The sequence below is a fragment of the Solibacillus isronensis genome, from assembly GCF_023715405.1.
GTDB lineage: Bacteria > Bacillota > Bacilli > Bacillales_A > Planococcaceae > Solibacillus > Solibacillus isronensis_B.
This window is the reverse complement of the sequence record NZ_JAMBOC010000001.1, coordinates 915,779-932,194: the sequence shown is the minus strand read 5'-3', so window position 1 is coordinate 932,194 and position 16,416 is coordinate 915,779. Positions and strand designations below refer to the sequence as shown.

At 37.1% G+C, this 16,416-nt stretch carries 18 protein-coding genes; 4 read left to right on the top strand and 14 right to left on the bottom strand.

Annotation, left to right across the window (positions count from 1 at the left end):
* Positions 1–64: 64 nt before the first annotated feature.
* The 4 genes from M3166_RS04800 to M3166_RS04785 form a co-directional block, all read right to left on the bottom strand.
* Positions 65–523 (bottom strand): RND transporter, encoded by a 459-nt coding sequence (locus tag M3166_RS04800; protein ID WP_251687821.1) that lies wholly within the window; start codon positions 521–523, stop codon positions 65–67.
* 183 nt (positions 524–706) lie between these two features.
* Positions 707–1,252, bottom strand: coding sequence for a hypothetical protein (locus M3166_RS04795; RefSeq protein ID WP_251687819.1), 546 nt, complete (start codon positions 1,250–1,252; stop codon positions 707–709).
* Between the two features lie 177 nt (positions 1,253–1,429).
* The gene (gene deoD / locus M3166_RS04790) at positions 1,430–2,137 is read right to left on the bottom strand and encodes a purine-nucleoside phosphorylase (RefSeq protein ID WP_251687817.1); all 708 of its coding nucleotides are present in this window, start codon (positions 2,135–2,137) and stop codon (positions 1,430–1,432) included.
* 190 nt (positions 2,138–2,327) lie between these two features.
* Positions 2,328–2,552 carry a YozE family protein gene (locus M3166_RS04785; RefSeq protein ID WP_251687815.1) on the bottom strand — a complete coding sequence of 75 codons (225 nt, stop codon included), beginning with the start codon at positions 2,550–2,552 and terminating at the stop codon, positions 2,328–2,330.
* Positions 2,553–2,642: 90 nt separating this feature from the next.
* On the opposite strand from M3166_RS04785, the gene M3166_RS04780 reads away from it, so the two are divergent.
* Positions 2,643–4,433 (top strand): methyl-accepting chemotaxis protein, encoded by a 1,791-nt coding sequence (locus M3166_RS04780; RefSeq protein ID WP_353056554.1) that lies wholly within the window; start codon positions 2,643–2,645, stop codon positions 4,431–4,433.
* A 44-nt stretch (positions 4,434–4,477) separates the two neighbouring features.
* On the opposite strand, the gene msrB is transcribed toward M3166_RS04780, so the two are convergent.
* From msrB to M3166_RS04755, 5 genes are all read right to left on the bottom strand, one after another.
* Positions 4,478–4,906 (bottom strand): peptide-methionine (R)-S-oxide reductase MsrB, encoded by a 429-nt coding sequence (msrB, locus tag M3166_RS04775; RefSeq protein WP_251687813.1) that lies wholly within the window; start codon positions 4,904–4,906, stop codon positions 4,478–4,480.
* On the bottom strand, positions 4,907–5,434 hold the full coding sequence (msrA, locus tag M3166_RS04770; protein WP_251687811.1) for a peptide-methionine (S)-S-oxide reductase MsrA: 528 nt from the start codon (positions 5,432–5,434) through the stop codon (positions 4,907–4,909).
* Between the two features lie 17 nt (positions 5,435–5,451).
* The gene (locus tag M3166_RS04765; RefSeq protein WP_251687809.1) at positions 5,452–6,024 is read right to left on the bottom strand and encodes a YpmS family protein; all 573 of its coding nucleotides are present in this window, start codon (positions 6,022–6,024) and stop codon (positions 5,452–5,454) included.
* 4 nt (positions 6,025–6,028) lie between these two features.
* A complete protein-coding gene (locus M3166_RS04760; RefSeq protein WP_251687807.1) occupies positions 6,029–6,940 on the bottom strand; it encodes a GDSL-type esterase/lipase family protein in 912 nt (303 codons plus the stop codon).
* A gap of 156 nt (positions 6,941–7,096) precedes the next feature.
* Positions 7,097–7,942: a DegV family protein gene (locus M3166_RS04755; RefSeq protein ID WP_251687805.1), complete on the bottom strand. Its 846-nt coding sequence runs from the start codon at positions 7,940–7,942 to the stop codon at positions 7,097–7,099.
* A gap of 197 nt (positions 7,943–8,139) precedes the next feature.
* On the opposite strand from M3166_RS04755, the gene trhA reads away from it, so the two are divergent.
* Complete coding sequence (gene trhA, locus M3166_RS04750) at positions 8,140–8,784, top strand: PAQR family membrane homeostasis protein TrhA (protein WP_251687803.1); 645 nt, start codon at positions 8,140–8,142, stop codon at positions 8,782–8,784.
* 53 nt (positions 8,785–8,837) lie between these two features.
* On the opposite strand, the gene M3166_RS04745 is transcribed toward trhA, so the two are convergent.
* From M3166_RS04745 to M3166_RS04735, 3 genes are all read right to left on the bottom strand, one after another.
* The gene (locus M3166_RS04745) at positions 8,838–9,308 is read right to left on the bottom strand and encodes a dihydrofolate reductase (RefSeq protein ID WP_251687801.1); all 471 of its coding nucleotides are present in this window, start codon (positions 9,306–9,308) and stop codon (positions 8,838–8,840) included.
* 12 nt (positions 9,309–9,320) lie between these two features.
* Entirely contained in the window at positions 9,321–10,298 is a 978-nt protein-coding gene (locus M3166_RS04740) for a thymidylate synthase (protein ID WP_251687799.1), read from the bottom strand.
* Between the two features lie 236 nt (positions 10,299–10,534).
* Positions 10,535–10,726 carry an ABC transporter permease gene (locus tag M3166_RS04735; protein WP_251687797.1) on the bottom strand — a complete coding sequence of 64 codons (192 nt, stop codon included), beginning with the start codon at positions 10,724–10,726 and terminating at the stop codon, positions 10,535–10,537.
* Between the two features lie 436 nt (positions 10,727–11,162).
* Between M3166_RS04735 and M3166_RS04730 the strand changes: the two genes are divergently transcribed.
* Complete coding sequence (locus M3166_RS04730; RefSeq protein WP_251687795.1) at positions 11,163–11,504, top strand: DUF378 domain-containing protein; 342 nt, start codon at positions 11,163–11,165, stop codon at positions 11,502–11,504.
* Positions 11,505–12,159: 655 nt separating this feature from the next.
* Here M3166_RS04730 and M3166_RS04725 read toward each other — a convergent pair.
* A complete protein-coding gene (locus tag M3166_RS04725; RefSeq protein ID WP_251687793.1) occupies positions 12,160–12,753 on the bottom strand; it encodes a YpjP family protein in 594 nt (197 codons plus the stop codon).
* A 671-nt stretch (positions 12,754–13,424) separates the two neighbouring features.
* Here M3166_RS04725 and M3166_RS04720 point away from each other — a divergent pair.
* The gene (locus M3166_RS04720) at positions 13,425–14,480 is read left to right on the top strand and encodes a nucleoid-associated protein (protein ID WP_251687791.1); all 1,056 of its coding nucleotides are present in this window, start codon (positions 13,425–13,427) and stop codon (positions 14,478–14,480) included.
* A gap of 65 nt (positions 14,481–14,545) precedes the next feature.
* Here the strand turns inward: M3166_RS04720 and M3166_RS04715 are convergent, their stop codons facing one another.
* Entirely contained in the window at positions 14,546–16,342 is a 1,797-nt protein-coding gene (locus M3166_RS04715) for a M3 family oligoendopeptidase (protein WP_251687789.1), read from the bottom strand.
* Positions 16,343–16,416 lie beyond the last annotated feature (74 nt).

The following is a 16,416-nucleotide window of genomic DNA, read 5'->3' as shown; positions in this document are numbered from 1 at the left end:
TGCATTTTTTTAGGAATGACGGATAAAATAAAAAGTGTCTACAGGCATAGACACTTTTTATTCTTCACCAATTTAACTTAATACCGTATTGTTCATTTAAGAACACATGCAATTCTTTGTAAGTGCAAAGGGCAATGCCGATGACAATTTCGTTTTCATTCATGTCTTTTTCTATTTTGAGGTTGTTATCAAAAAGGTGAAAGTTCATCGGCAAAGCTCTAATATCCACACTAATGTTATGTGCGGCTTTGTTGCGCCAATAATTCAGCAACCATAAGTTTTCGAACAATTTTTGTTCGATTAAGCCTAATGCATAAACAGCATATACTTTTGTGCTGTAATTAGAGCTCGCCATCGGGATATAAGTTGACTGATCCTTGAAGCTTCGTACTTTCGGCAGCTTTTCCTGAATCAAATGGTTAATGGCATTTTCACAAAACAGACTAACCGTAACAATATTCGCTAACGGATCCACTGTGCTTGAGATTCGATCAACAAATTTCTTCGCTACTTCCTGACTCATCCCCTCACTCCTTTTTACTTTTTTGCCGTCATTTTATGTGCTTTAAAATTGTCGGTATCTCAGTTTGCCCACAACACAAATTCGATATGCCAAACATCCGCTAAGAAAATTTTTGGAATTTTTTTATCGCTTCAACTCAAAAATTAAAAAAACACATCTTTAGTATGATGTGTAAAAACAACGCTACTTATTTTCTAAATGTTTATCCATGCCGGTTACGAGCAATAAATAATCATTATGCTTTGATTGAATCTTTGCAATTTCCGGATCATCCCAATCATTCCCAAAAAATTTATAGCCACTAATGGCGGTATGCAAGCTAAGATAATCTGCACGTGAGAATAGGTGTAAAATAAAACCGATATGATCTACCAGCTCTTTATTAAGTACCTTCATATTGTCATCGGTTAACTGACTAATTTCTTCCACCGGTGTGTTGGGTGGAATCTCTTCATACCTAGAAAAACTAAACTTACCTGCATGAAAATCTTCTATACTTCCACTTCTAAAGATATATTGGGTAATCCGAATTGCTAATTCCCTAATTACTATTTCTAAATCCTCATTATAATCAATCTCAAATTGATCGCTGTACAAAGCTCTAAGTAATGCTCCATTACGACCTTGTTCTTTTTCTTCATCGTAAATTTCTTCAAGATTTCGTATCAAGATAGCATCTTCCTCATCAAACTTATCTTGAATAAGCTGTATCAACTGTTCCTTTTTCATAAAACCACGCTCCTCAACATTATTTGTATTCCTATGTTTTACTATTCGTAAGATGATGTTTTTTATACTAATAAACGTTTACAGTTTTTATGGGATTACGAACAGGATTAAAATTTTTACAAAAAAAAAAGCACTTAATAAGCGCAAATCGGCCTATTAAATGCTTATAATTTAAAATTAATCTTGAATTGCCGCTTCCAACGCAATAACCATCATGTCATTGAACGTAGTTTGACGTTCTTCTGAAGTTGTTACTTCACCTGTTAGGATGTGGTCAGATACTGTTAGTACTGTTAAAGCTTGACGACCGAATTTCGCAGCTAATGTGTAAAGTGCTGATGTTTCCATTTCAACAGCTAATACGCCATATTGCGCTAATTTTTCGTTTTGTGCTTCGTCAGAATAGAACATATCCGCAGTGAAGATATTTCCTACACGTACGTTTAAGTTCGCTTCTTTAGCAGCATTGTAAGCTTTTAGTAATAAATCGAAGTCTGCAGTTGGTGCATAGTCGATTGTACCGCCGAAAACAACTCGATTCATGTTTGAGTCTGTAGATGATGTTTGTGCAATAATAACGTCACGTACTTTTACGTCTTTTTGAATTGCACCACAAGTACCTACACGGATTAGTTTTTGTACACCGTATTCTTGCATTAATTCAGTCGCATAAATTGAAATTGAAGGTACACCCATGCCTGTCCCTTGTACAGAAACGCGTTTTCCTTTATACGTACCTGTGTAGCCAAGAATATTACGTACTTCGTTATATTGAACAACATCTTCTAAAAATGTTTCGGCAATATATTTTGCACGTAATGGATCTCCTGGTAATAGTACAATTTCTGCAATGTCGCCTTTTTTGGCATTAATATGAACGCTCATCAAAAAACCTCTTTTCATCATAATTCTTTTAAATTGTAAACGTTTTCGTATAAACATTCAATCGTTAGACGTCTTGCATCACAAAAAATTTTGCATAAAAAACAATATTTGGACAAAATAACGATTTTCTTTACGAAGACGTGTCTTATTTCACTATACCCCATCTCGCTTATTGCATGCAAAACAATGCCTATACTGAAAATTTATTTTCATATAGGTCCCATAATTGATCAAAGGCACCTATTGTCATATATTCATCGGATTGAAACTCTATATAATTCGTAAGCTCCTCGAAGCTGTCGGACATTTTTGGAAAAGCATGATCGAGAAACATACTTTCGGCAAAACGTACCTTTTCATCCGACCATTCTCCCCCTCTAAATGTTAGTGCAAAATGATAAAATGATTTTTTCAATATTTCCCCTCCTTTATACATTTTTTCACAATATATAGTGTAAATTTACCATTTATGTAGTAAAATAGTTAAATACTGTTTTTTCAGAAAGTGGTGAATTATTTGCGAAAGAGCAAGAAAACTAAGCCTAATAAAGAAAAACTAAGGAAAAATCCTATTAAACCGAAAGCCCTATTTCACTTCTTTCATCTAATACGAGGGAAAATTTTAATTGCTTTCACTATTTTAATGGCAATTATTATCTCCATGCAAATTTTGTCGTATATTAATATAACAAACTTGGAAAAAAACTTGCGAGAATTTGCGGAAGAAAATTTAAAACAGCAAATGCATATTAATAGTTTAGCTTCCGATATCGCGAAGCTTTCAAGCCATGAACAAACTTACTTAATTACAGGCGACGAAAAATTTCTTCAATTATATGAAGAGACTAAGGACCGAATAAATACAAATTTAACATCTGTTGAAACGTCATTTAAAAATCAGGATGAAGAGCTTAAAATCCTCGGATTAATCCAACAGTTTTATGCTAATTATTTATCCTATTCTAAATCGACAATTGAAGTACGTCAAAAATATGGCTATGAAAATGCCGCTAAACTTTTTGCGAATAGCGGAAGCCAAAACTTCAAAGGGTATATTGATGAAAATACAGGTAAACTGATTCAAATACTTGAACAGCGCAATGAAAAAACCATTTCAGACTTGGAACAGTTTGCATTCGCCTCTAAAATAATGATTTCAGCATTAACAGGAATTGCCGTTATTTTAACAATTTCATTAGGTTATATATTATCGAAATCAATCCGTAGAAATACGAAAAAGATCAATGAGTCAATTCTGGATATCGCCCAGGCTGGCGGTGACTTAACACGCCGCGTAAATGTTAAAACAAAGGACGAATTTTCTGTTATAGGAGATTCGACCAATATTTTAATCGACTCAATCTCTGCATTGGTTAAACGCGTTTCAAACCTTGCCGAAAATGTATCCGGAAGTTCACAGGAATTAATGGCCCTTGCAGATGAAAACGCTCGTACAATTGATTTTATTGCTGATTCTACGATGAAAATTGCGAGCGATAGCAGTGAAATTTTAAACAGTATCGGGAGTTCGGGTAATGAAATGCAGAAATTGGAGCAATCGATGCACGTATTAGACGGAAAGGCACGAGAAGTTCAGCGAGCGGCATCTGAAATGAAGGACGCTGCACACCAAGGAAGCAGATCAGTAAACCACTCATCCATTGTCATGCTTGAAATTGAGGAAACAATGGCAACGACTTCTGATACGGTTGAAAAATTAGGGGAAAAATCAAAAAATATTACTTCAATAATTAGTTCAATTACAGCAATTGCCGAACAAACAAACTTACTCGCTTTGAATGCGGCAATCGAGGCTGCTCGCGCCGGAGAACATGGACGAGGCTTTGCAGTTGTAGCGGCTGAAGTACGAAAACTTGCCGAACAATCCCAAAAGGCAGCAAAAGAAGTTTCGGCAATCGTTGGATCAATTCAAACAGAGGTCAAGTCCATTATCGAGCAAAATCACACAGGGGTAGAGAAAGTAATCCGTGGTGTGGAAGTGACAAATGAGACGACCAATTCTTTACAAAATATATTACTTCAGACAGAAAAAACATCTGATATTTTAACAGAGATGGTTGCTCAAATTGAACAAACTTTAAATAATAGTCACGGTGTAACAACATCGTTCGTACATGTTGCTGCAATAGCAGACAATACGGCTGTCAACACAGAACGCAGTGCAGCTGCCGCATCTAAAGGATCTGCTTCCATGGAAGAAATCAATGCATCTGCAGTGGAACTGGCTTCACAAGCAGATCACCTTCGAAGTGTTGTCAATGAATTTAAAATCTAGTATTAAAAAACTCGCTCATGGGACTTCCCATAAGCGAGTTCTTTTTATTCAAACAGTGATTTATATTCACCGTAGCCTTCTTTTTCAAGATCCTCCACCGGAATGAAGCGCAATGCTGCTGAATTGATGCAATAACGCAACCCGCCTAATTCTTGCGGACCATCCGGAAATACGTGCCCTAAATGGGAATCGGCTGTTTTACTGCGGACTTCCACACGACGCATACCGTGCGACGTATCAAAATGCTCGGTTACCTCTACTTTCTCAATCGGCTTTGAAAATGATGGCCAGCCACAGCCCGCATCATATTTGTCTTTTGAACTGAAAAGAGGCTTTCCTGAAACGATATCCACATAGATACCCTCTTCGAAAACGTCATTGTATTCATTGCGGAATGGCGGTTCCGTTCCTTGGTTTTGTGTAACATGATACTGCATTTCTGTTAACTCTTTTAAACGTTGCTCTTTATTCATTTATTTCGCCCCCCAGTATTTCTCAATAAATCCAGCACGCCCTGAACCAACCGAATAGCGTTCGTAATGTGCCGGGTTCTTCTGATAGTAGTGCTGATGATAATCTTCTGCCGCGTAGAACGGCTTCGCTTCAAGGATTTTAACGGCAATCGGTGATTTGAATTTTCCGCTTGCCTCCAGTTTGGACTTGGATAATTCGGCAATCTGCTTTTGGACATCATCATGGTAAAATATCGCCGTAGTGTATGATTCGCCACGATCATAAAATTGACCGCCCGCATCTGTCGGATCGATCAATGTCCAATAAAGTTCTACCAGTTTTTCGTACGGATAAATTTCAGGATCAAACGTAATTTGAACTGCCTCAAGATGGCCCGTTGTTTCACTGCATACTTGTTCGTATGTCGGGTTTTCAACATGCCCGCCCGTGTAACCGGAAACGACTTCTATAATACCGGGCTGTTGATCAAACGGCTTTACCATACACCAGAAGCAGCCCCCTGCAAATGTCGCTTTTTCATATGCCATTAAAATTACCTCCTATTTTACTTCGTCTGGTTTGGAATAACTACTTCCAACTCTATTTTATCATTTGGTAAATCAATTTCCTTCGCACGCACTCTGGAACCACTTGCAATATTTATGCGAGACAGATCTACATAAATTTCTTCGTCATTTGGTTTCACCGTAATCCAATTTGGAAAATTAACCGCATCATCAATCATTTTCAGGACGGTTTTCGGAGGAATATTTACCTTGCCGACGTGGACCGCTTCTTGACTCAGTGTAATATTACCGTTATTTACAACTGGAATGAAGTCCATCTGAATCGGCAAATCGATATTAAAAACAGTTAATGTACTGTATAGATAAATTTTATCATCCACTGTCAGCTCTACCGGAACAGGTGACTGGTTCATAGCTTCCGATAAATATTGTTTTGCAATTGCTTCGAATTCTTTAGCTGTCGTTTCCACAGTCAATATGTTGCCCTCAATAGGGAGTGGTGGCTGTTCTGTTGCTTGTTCTACATCAGCAGTTATTAAATAGAGCAATGTGGCAAATGTAATGAGTACTGCTCCAGCCAATAATAAAAATGCGACTTTCCATTTGTTCATCTTCTCACTCCTCAAATCCTAATAAACCGTCTGACATCTGCTCAATATCACATTGTTGCATTGTTTCAATGATGCGTTTTGTCATACGATCATATCCTGTGCTATTCGGATGAAAGAAGTCTACATGATATACCATATCCTCATTTGAGACAAATAAATCCTCTACTGATACGAAACACGCATTTTCATCTGTGGCAGCAAGCTTTTCGATTTCACCATTCCACTCCGAAATAATCGGATCGAAAGGTGTAATCTCATCGACTACGATTGAAAAAGGATTGTAGAACCCAACTAAAATAATCGGCGCATCAGGATTTACTTTACGAATTTCTGCAATGACTTCTTCGTAGCGCTCAGCAAATTTGGGCAATTCCTTATCAAACATAGACTTTTTCATTGAAAATAAATTCTTTTTTACAATTTTCATTACATCATTACCGCCGAGCGTAATCGTGATCAGATTTGCTTTTTGCAGCTCTTCTTCATAGTGGCCCCGCTCAAGTAAACTTAACAGCTGGTCACTGCGTCTACCGTTTTTACCTCGATTATCGAGTTCCACTTCCTCTACCATCGGCCATTTTTCCAGCTCCTCCTGCAGGCGAATTGTATAGCCATAATCCTGGGTTTCGTCTCCAACACCCCTTGTTAGCGAATCACCTAATGCTAAATAAAAAACCGATTGTGCATCTTCTTCCTTACGATCAGACCAGTCTAGTTGAAATACATCATTTATAATATCAAAAAAGCTCGTATTGATTGTTTCTTCGTTTTCGGCTTCTTCTTCTGATATAGACAAATCATTATTATCATTGGATGAATTGTCGGATTGTTGTGCTTCTTCTATTTGTGGGTCAATTGTAACGGAGCATGCGGACAAGAAAATGACAGCTAATGATGTGAGTACTAACCGCCACATGCAACTTCCCCCTTTTTATTTTGTTATTTCATTATAAAATATTTTCCTCACCTTTAGGAATGATTTGCCTATAAAAATAGTGATATATTTGAAAATATTTTTAAATTTATAAAAAAAGTAATTCTAAAGTTAATATTCTTTAGAATTACCTTTGAACTATTCTGTATAATAAATAAAGCCGATTGCACCTTCACCTGTATGTGTACTAATAACCGGTGAAGTAAAGGCAACTTCAACTTGTCCTGTATAACCTGTTGCTTTTACCTGCTCGATCAACGGATTCACTAAAGTATCCATTGCATTCGCATGAGAGATGGCAACACCTGCCACTTTTTTACCTTTAGTATCTTTTTCAAATTCACTCATTAAATATTTCACCACTTGCTTATAGCTGCGCGGTTTTGCACAAATCGTCACTTCCCCAATATCTAAGTGACCAATTGGCTTAATATTCAATAAAGAACTAACGACTGCCTTACCTTTTCCGATTCGACCGCCTTTAACCATGTTCTCCAACGTGTCCAATGCAACAAAAAGACGTGTGTTTTCACGTACACGATTCACACCAGCAACAATTTCCTCCAATGTAGCACCTGCATTACGTAGACGGATCGCTTCACGAAGCTGGAATGCCAACCCGAAAGCAATATAACGCGAATCTATTACGGTTACGTCAGAATCAGTCATTTGTGAAGCTTGATTGGCTGACTGATATGTACCGCTCATACTCCCTGTCATATGGATTGATATAATTTTTGAACCATCTTTTCCAAGTTCATCATATAACTCTTTAAATATACCAGGAGACGGTTGAGAACTTTTCGGAAGTTCTTTTGCTGTTTTTAATAATTTAATAAATGTATCCGGTTGCAAATTTACACGATCTGTATACGTTTTATCATCAATTTGAACTGTTAGTGGTACTACATGAATTCCATGTTCCTGAATTTCCGCGTCTGTTAAATCGCAAGTTGAATCTGTTACGATATGAATTTGACTCAAAGAAAACACATCCTTTTTCTATCTTCCTTACTATTATAAAGAAATCATATTTGTTTACCAATATGACATTTGTCATTGAAGAATGACCCAGTTTATCACTATTTTCATATGACATATAGCAGTATAACATCATGACATCCATCTATCACGAATATTTCGCTAAAGAATTATACTAATATAAAGGAGCGTGATGACTCATGCACAATTTAGACGCATTTGATTATAAAAACTGGAAAGAAGAACTTTGGAATGCCATAACACATGGTGTAGGACTTGCCATTAGCATACCTGCATGCATTCTATTAATTATTCATTCAGCAGCTAACGGCACAGCAGTACATATTACTTCCTACGCTATTTTTGGCTCATCCTTGATTTTACTGTTTTTAATGTCGACATTATTACATAGTGTTCCGGAAAAATATAAACGGTTCTTTTCAATACTGGATCATTCTTCAATATATATATTGATTGCTGGTACTTATACCCCGTTTTTACTTGTAGCAATCGGAGGTGTGACAGGCATTGTCATGCTGTGTATTATTTGGTTTATTGCAATATTAGGCGTTGTGTTCAAATGTTTGTTCATTCATCGATTCGAAAAATTATCATTGGTGCTTTATATTTTAATGGGCTGGCTTATCATTTTCGCCATTCGACCATTATATGCATATTTGACGTTTGATGGTTTTATGCTAATGCTTATTGGCGGTCTGCTATTTACATTTGGCGCAATTTTTTATGCATGGACCCGCCTTCCGTACAATCACGCGATTTGGCATTTATTCGTTATTGCAGGCTGTGGATGCATGGTGGCTTGTGTATATATGTATCTGATATAAAAGAAAAGGACATGCTGAAGTTTTGATTCAGCACGTCCTTTTGTTTTTAACAGCTATTTTTCGTAAATACAGTACTGGAACGTATATCCATCTTCGGACTCGATAGGCTCGAGGCATGAGATCTTCTTCCAGTCATCGTATGACGGAAAATAAGTATCCCCTTTAAAACTATGGTTGATGAATGTAATATATAACCGATCGGCAATGGCCATCGACTGCTCAAATATTTGGGCACCGCCAATGATCATCACTTCTTCTTCACCTTCAACTAGCGCCAATGCTTCTTCCAGGTTTCCTACTACTTCAATTCCTTCTGCTGTAAAGTTTTCATTTCGAGTAATGACAATATTTCGGCGTCCCGGCAAAGGTCGTCCAATTGAATCGTAGGTTTTACGGCCCATAATCATCGGTTTTCCCATTGTCATTTCTTTAAAGTATTTCAAATCACCCGGTAAATACCATGGCAAATCGTTTTGATAGCCAATTACCCGGTTTTCATCATGCGCAACGATTAATGAAATCATCGTGCCCCCCCTTTATACTGCAATCGGTGCTTTAATTGTTGGATGCGGATGATAGCCTTCAAGCGAAATATCTTCCATTTCAAAATCAAAGATCGATTGCTTATCTTGATTTAACTTTAAGATCGGCAATTGCTTCGGCTCACGAGTAAGCTGTTCTTTTACTTGTTCAAAATGGTTTGAATAAATATGGGTATCGGCCATGCTATGCACAAACTCACCTACTTCAAGTCCACATTCATGGGCAATTAAATGCGTCAGCAATGCATAGCTCGCAATGTTAAAAGGCACCCCTAAAAATGTATCTGCACTGCGCTGCGTAAGCATACAGCTCAATTTACCCTCAGCAACGTAGAACTGGAACATCACGTGACATGGCGGTAAAGCCGCTTTACTGCCCTTTCCTCCAGCATCGATCACATCTTCCGGGTTCCATGCATTCACGATAATACGACGCGAATCCGGATTATGTTTAATCAAATCGATTGCATCTTGCAATTGATCAATCGATTCACCCTCTGAAGTTGTCCAATTACGCCACTGTTTCCCGTAAACATTACCCAAATCTCCGTATTTTGAAGCAAATTCATCATCATGTAAAACACGTTCACAAAATGCAGAAAGTTCTATTTGATACTGTTCATTAAACGCTTCATCAATTAGGGAGCGTCGTCCAAAGTCACTCATATCAGGTCCGATGTACTCTTCTGATTCTACCCACTTTTTAAATGCCCATTCATCCCAAATATGGTTGTTGTTCTGAAGTAAATAGCGGATATTCGTATCACCTTTAATAAACCAAAGAAGTTCACTTGCAACAAGTTTAAACGGTACGCGCTTAGTCGTTAAAAGCGGAAAGCCTTCCTGTAAATTAAAGCGCATCTGATAGCCGAAAACGCTGCGTGTCCCTGTTCCTGTACGGTCAGATTTATCTGTCCCGTTGTCCAAAATATATTGCAATAAATTTAAGTATGTATGATCTGCATGTACCATTGTTTTTCACTCCTAAAGAATGTTCTCCGTTTATTATATAGACTTATGGTGAGAAAAACACGTCAATCTGCAAAATCGCTCGAAAATCCTACTGAGCGAAAATTTATTAATGATTCTAAATTAATATGTATAAAAAAGGGTACAATAAAAGGCGCTACTCGTATTTCGTCTGCTGAGTAGCGCCTTTAGTCAAATGTGTCTAAGTCATCGTATAGCTCAATCGTTTGCGTCAATTTTTATGTTGCCTCCCTAAGAATTGTTTTGTTGTTTTCCAGAATTTGAATCATTTGCAGTAAAATTTTGTCCTCAATTTTTTGAGCACCATTTACTTCTTTTGCAATAATTTTCGTTAATTCCAAAATTGTATTTACGTCGAGCTTATGTTTTTCCGCTAATTGGAATGCTCGCCCTAACTGACCGGTTATCATCGGCAGTCCTCCTTTTTACTATAGTATACAAATATTATACCTCGAGTTACATAAAAATTCACCTTTAATTTTTAAATTTTTGTAAATTACACAAAAAAATTAAGGTCCTTTTATCAACCGCATAGTAATATTATGATAAATCGCCGGATACTCTATTCCCAACGTTAAATAAATAACTTTCGCTTTATTTATTACGAAATCAGAACTATATATTTCCCGCTTTGTTGCTGCAGATATTATTTCCTATTTTTAATTATTTTTATTTTCAAAGGGACATTTTTATTCGTATTTTGATACATTTTCTTTTTAAAAAAAGAAGTATAAACAATCGGTTCCCGGGAAAAATACGAGCAGAAATAGATACTTGAATTTCTTTTGTATGTGTTTTTTACATACCGAATGAACTTCTTTATCTAAAATAAAGGAGAGGTTTTAAATGGGAGCATTATATAGAATTGCCCTCGTACTTGTAATTATTGGAGCAATTAACTGGGGACTTATCGGCTTTTTCAAATTTGATTTAGTCGCATCATTATTCGGCGGTCAAACTGCCGGGTTATCACGGATTATTTATGCACTTGTCGGTCTTGCCGGTCTTGCATGTATTCCTCTGTTAATGAAAAATCTTGACGAAGAAGACAATGCAACCGTTACTCATACAAGAGCAACGAACAGACCGAATTATAATATGGAAGCTGGTAAGGAAGCCGATTTCTCAGAATATGCAAAGCAAAAAAACAAAAACAACAATAACAATAACGACAATAAAGAGAAGTAATTCAGAAATATTAACAAAAGCAAAGCACAAGACCAGGCGCTCGATAATGAGTACCTGGTCTTTTAGCTTATTCAGTACTTTAATCTTGGGATTAAGTAAACTTATTTAAATAAAGTTCTTCTCTTCGCATATTTTATAATACTTAAAATAAACCTGTTAATATCTTTATCCATCCAAAAATAGAGGTCCATAATATAATGCTTAAAATCAGGCCATTAAATAAACCTAAGAAAAATCTGTTTTCCAAGATTACCACTCCCTAAATTAAAGGTTGGCCAATCACAGATTATTTAAGCTTTGATCGCTTATGTTTCTTTTGGCAAAGGATGGAAGAATAAGCACCAAATTTTGGAGCTCCTTGCTAAAACTTTAATATGGAATCTCCCTTTTTCGTGGAAAAAAAAGTGTATTGTTGATAATTCATCAGTAATCGTTTATCATTTTTTGGAAATAATCTTCCAAAAGTGTATAGTGTAAGGAGAGATTAAATTTAACGAGGTGAAATTATGAGTTTTTGGACATGGGTAGCAATCATTATTGCATTAGCTAGCGGAATTTTTGCCGCTAATTCCGGAAAGAAGAAAATCGAAAAATAGAATAAGAATTTTTAAAGCTTTAAAAAAGCACCCGACCAGTTGGCGGGTGCTCTATTTTGCTATGATAACCACTTAGGCGGTGTGTTTTTGCTCCAGTAAATCTCGCCAAGGTCGTAATGCTTTGAATAGTTGTCTTCAAACGTATGATAGTGGAAATTGTAATAGTAGCCATCAAAAGGACGGTTCTCTGTTCGCACATGGAAGCGGATTACGTCTGTTTTTGATTTGCTGTCAACAATGTGGAAGATTTTTTCTGAATAATCTCCACTCGGTTTTTCGGAAACCGTTAAGTTACGCAGTTTTTCATTACCAACTCGTTCCACAGTCATTACAATAGCTTCTTCGATTTTCGGGAAAATATTCGTTTCGAATTGTTGTTCAATAACCGGTCCGACTTTTGTTCCAAATTTTATGTATGATTGTTCTTTTGCAGCAGACACAAAGTCATCTGTAGTTGGCAGCGGTTTTTCATCAACGATAATATCATCCAACTGATAGGCAGCTGAAATATGGTTGTCGCTTGGACGATCCAATGCCGATTTGCCATGCCGGTCTTCATCAAAATTGGCCCAAATTTCATGCTTTGGTGTAATTAAACCAAACGATAATAACGCAACGGAGACAACAAGAGATTTGTAAATCCATTTTTTCAAGTCTATCACCCACTTTTATTATGTATAATTTTAAAACGCTCTTCTTAATATATACGAATATTATAACAAATAGTTTCATCTTTATTGTAATCATTGTACAATAAAAAAGGAAGATATTGTAGGTTATATTAAGGGAGGTTCTAAAAAATGGACATTGTTATGGGTCTTGGATTATTACTAATGCTTGGGTATATGACTTCTTTATGCTTCACGGACTAATATTTTTTAATGTGCCATCCAAACCGATTTGGATGGTTTTTATTCGGAGAATTGGACAAGGGGCCCCCAAATATTGGGGACCCCTTTAGTATTTAATAGATAGATTTATAAATAAATGAAAGTCTCAACCCGATCATCCGGGGAATTTATATTTATTCGGAGTGCACAACTCCAGTTTTAACCGCGGTAAAATTCTACTAATCTCTTCTAACTTAAGCAACATAGTCCCAACCTGCTACTATGTCCTTGCAGCCCTGAAGCTTGCGCCAGTGTGAATAAGTATCTTCAAAAACACTAGCAGAAATGCCAATTCATTTATAGCACTATCTAAAATAGCACAAAAACAATCATAACACATATGTTCACGTTTGTAAACTGAATTAGAGTCCGTGCAAATTTTCATGATGTCCGCTATACTTGAAAAATCGGAATTTAAAAGGAGTTATGTAAAGATGAATGAAGTTGAAACAACATTATCAATCCAAATGAAACGGATGGCTGTTACATTGCTGGATATGCAGCAAAGCCGTTTTGTATCTGCAAGTGAGACAATGGATTTATCCGCACTTCAATATGAAGTGTATAATCAGTTCTTTGAATCATACATAGATGCAACGATGAATAGTCCGAAATCTGTTGCATGTAAATTTTTAGACCGTGACAATGATATTCTGACTAAAATGAACCGTTATGTAGAATATCCTGATGATACCCATTTCTTATCGCTAGCCAATGATTTATCAAATAAACTGTATCAAATTATGCAAACGGTATCGAACAGTAACGGCTCGGTCTTTGTCGCGCATATCGAACTTATTGGCGAAGACTATATTCTACTGTTAAAGCTGGATCCAAAAGACGCGGTACAGATTGATTTGGAAACACTGCATTTGAAAACAATCGAAAATATTTTGCCTGATGCATCGAGTCGTGTACAAAAATGTGCACTCATTCGAATGAATTATGATCCGCTCGAAGAAAATGTTTATGTATTGGATAAACAATCGGATGGCGAACCGGCGAAGTTTTTCATGGAAACTTTCTTGCAGGCCACTCCGATCGCGTCCGACAAAAAGAAAACAAAAATGCTCATGAAGGAATTATATGAGAAAATCGCGGAATCGATCAATGAAGAGGAGACTCTCCACCTACAAAGAGCGATTGACGAGGAATTTGAACATGGCAAATATATTGAACTAGACGCATCGGTGCATAATATTTATGAAGCAATTGCACCACCTGAGAATCGGGAAGATTTCGTTGAACAAGGTGCCAAATTGTTTATCAATGAATTCACCGACCGCAATCCAGACTTCACGCCTACATTCGAAGTGAAACGGGATGATTTGCATGTTGTTTATAAATCGGCAGAAGGTGAAATTCTCTTCCGTTATGATAAAGGATTGGACAATATTGATGTAAAGCATGATCAAGTAAGCGGTACGTATACGATTACTATACGTGATGCGGATACAGTAGGATTTACGCTGCATAAAAAACCGCTATAAGTTTAATAAAAGTATAATAGAACATAAAAAGGGGCTGTGTGTTTTGCACTGCCCCTTTTTTCAACCTATTTCGATGTTAACGCAATAAATTCCTCGACATCTTTTTCGCAAAGTGAGATTCCTTTTAACCAGAAATCTTCTTTCGTAATGTCTTCGCCTAAATGCTTCATTGCCAATTCTTCAACTGTCATGATCGCTGTGTCACGCAACAGAGCCATATACTTCTCTTCAAAGCCTTTACCTTCTTCTTTTGCTTTCGCGTAAATGCTTAATGAGAATAAATAACCAAATGTGTACGGGAAGTTATAGAACGGTACACCTGTAATATAGAAGTGCATTTTTGATGCCCAGAAATGCGGATGTGTTTCCCCTAACCCGCCTGCATGTGCTTCAATTTGAGCTTCTTCCATCAGTTCGTTCAAGCGTTTCGTTGATACAATGCCTTTTTTGCGCTCATCATAAAAACGAGTTTCAAACAAGTAACGCGCATGGATATTCATAAAGAAAGCAACTGAACGCTGAATTTTATCTTCCAGTAACGCAATCTTTTCCTGTTCAGTTGTTGCTTCTTCAACTGCTGCATCTGCAACAATCATTTCTGCGAACGTTGAAGCTGTTTCAGCAACATTCATTGCATAGCGGCGGTTCAATGGATGAACAGGGCGCAGTGCATACGAATGGAAAGCATGTCCCAGTTCATGTGCCAGTGTGGAAACATTTGACATCGATCCGGAGTAAGTCATGAAAATACGAGATTGCTCTGATAACGGCATTCCTGTACAGAAACCGCCTGGACGTTTATTATCACGGTCTTCCGCTTCAATCCACCCGTCTTCAAACGCTGTACGTGCAAAGCTTTCCATTTCTGAACCAAAGCGGCCAAAATGCTTCAGGATAAACTCAGCACCTTCCTGATATGACATTGTAGCTGTTGAATCCGTGACCGGTGCATCAAAGTCAAACCAGTCTAAATTCTCTGTACCTAACAGATTTGCTTTATGCTGCAAATAACCTGCAAATGTCGACTTACGAGATGTAATGGCACCCCACATCGCATCGATTGTTTCCTGTTTCATGCGGTTAATTTGTAGCGGCTCTTTTGTTACTGAGTCCCAGCCGCGCTTTTTATAAACGGCTAACCGGAAACCTGCCAAGTGATTTAATGTTTTTGCAAAGAACTCTTCACGCTCTGTAAACACTTTTTCCAATGCTTCAAATGCCGCTTTTCGCACTGTGCGGTCCTTATGCGAACTTAAATTGTTCGCTTGTCCAACTGAAAGTAATTTCTTTTCGCCGTCCACTTCTACTTCCACTTTAATATCGCCGATCAGCATGTTATAAAGCTGGCCCCAAGAACTGTATCCATCAACACCTAATGCTGAAATTAGCGCTTCTTCTTCTTCCGATAATGACTCTTTCGATTTTTCGCGCCATTCCGTTAAGATGAATTCGAATTGAGCCAATTCTTCTGTCTGCAATAATGCTTCGAAAGTTGACTGTTCGATTTTACCCAATTTTTGATTGAAGCTTTCCAGAATCGGCGATGAATTTGCCGCTATCCCTGATAATTGGCCTTGCAATAGTAATGCATCACGATCCGTCGTGTCTTGTGCAGTTAAGCAAGAAAGCATCGCCCCTGCCTGGGAAATATGCAGCATTACTTCTTTGATGCTTTCCAATACCGATTGGATTTCTAATGCAGCATCACTATTTTGAGGTACTTCGAATTTGTCAATTTTCTCTTTTAATACTTCCAGTTTAGGTGTCAAACTTTCAATATGCTCGATTAATTGTGGAGAAGCACTACCACCAGGGAAAAAAACATCCAAATCCCAAACTTCAGGATATTTAACATTTACCATTCTATTACCTACTTTCTGAATTGTAGTTCAATTCATATTTTACTAAAAAATAAGTTATAATGCTCGAAAATATT

Bases quoted from the DNA above. Each gene is read 5' to 3' on its own strand.
- M3166_RS04800 (WP_251687821.1), bottom strand. From the start codon at position 523: ATGAGTCAGGAAGTAGCGAAGAAATTTGTTGATCGAATCTCAAGCACA.
- M3166_RS04795 (WP_251687819.1), bottom strand. From the start codon at position 1,252: ATGAAAAAGGAACAGTTGATACAGCTTATTCAAGATAAGTTTGATGAG.
- deoD (WP_251687817.1), bottom strand. From the start codon at position 2,137: ATGAGCGTTCATATTAATGCCAAAAAAGGCGACATTGCAGAAATTGTA.
- msrB (WP_251687813.1), bottom strand. From the start codon at position 4,906: ATGAATAAAGAGCAACGTTTAAAAGAGTTAACAGAAATGCAGTATCAT.
- msrA (WP_251687811.1), bottom strand. From the start codon at position 5,434: ATGGCATATGAAAAAGCGACATTTGCAGGGGGCTGCTTCTGGTGTATG.
- M3166_RS04765 (WP_251687809.1), bottom strand. From the start codon at position 6,024: ATGAACAAATGGAAAGTCGCATTTTTATTATTGGCTGGAGCAGTACTC.
- M3166_RS04760 (WP_251687807.1), bottom strand. From the start codon at position 6,940: ATGTGGCGGTTAGTACTCACATCATTAGCTGTCATTTTCTTGTCCGCA.
- trhA (WP_251687803.1), top strand. From the start codon at position 8,140: ATGCACAATTTAGACGCATTTGATTATAAAAACTGGAAAGAAGAACTT.
- M3166_RS04745 (WP_251687801.1), bottom strand. From the start codon at position 9,308: ATGATTTCATTAATCGTTGCGCATGATGAAAACCGGGTAATTGGCTAT.
- M3166_RS04740 (WP_251687799.1), bottom strand. From the start codon at position 10,298: ATGGTACATGCAGATCATACATACTTAAATTTATTGCAATATATTTTG.
- M3166_RS04735 (WP_251687797.1), bottom strand. From the start codon at position 10,726: ATGATAACCGGTCAGTTAGGGCGAGCATTCCAATTAGCGGAAAAACAT.
- M3166_RS04730 (WP_251687795.1), top strand. From the start codon at position 11,163: ATGGGAGCATTATATAGAATTGCCCTCGTACTTGTAATTATTGGAGCA.
- M3166_RS04720 (WP_251687791.1), top strand. From the start codon at position 13,425: ATGAATGAAGTTGAAACAACATTATCAATCCAAATGAAACGGATGGCT.
- M3166_RS04715 (WP_251687789.1), bottom strand. From the start codon at position 16,342: ATGGTAAATGTTAAATATCCTGAAGTTTGGGATTTGGATGTTTTTTTC.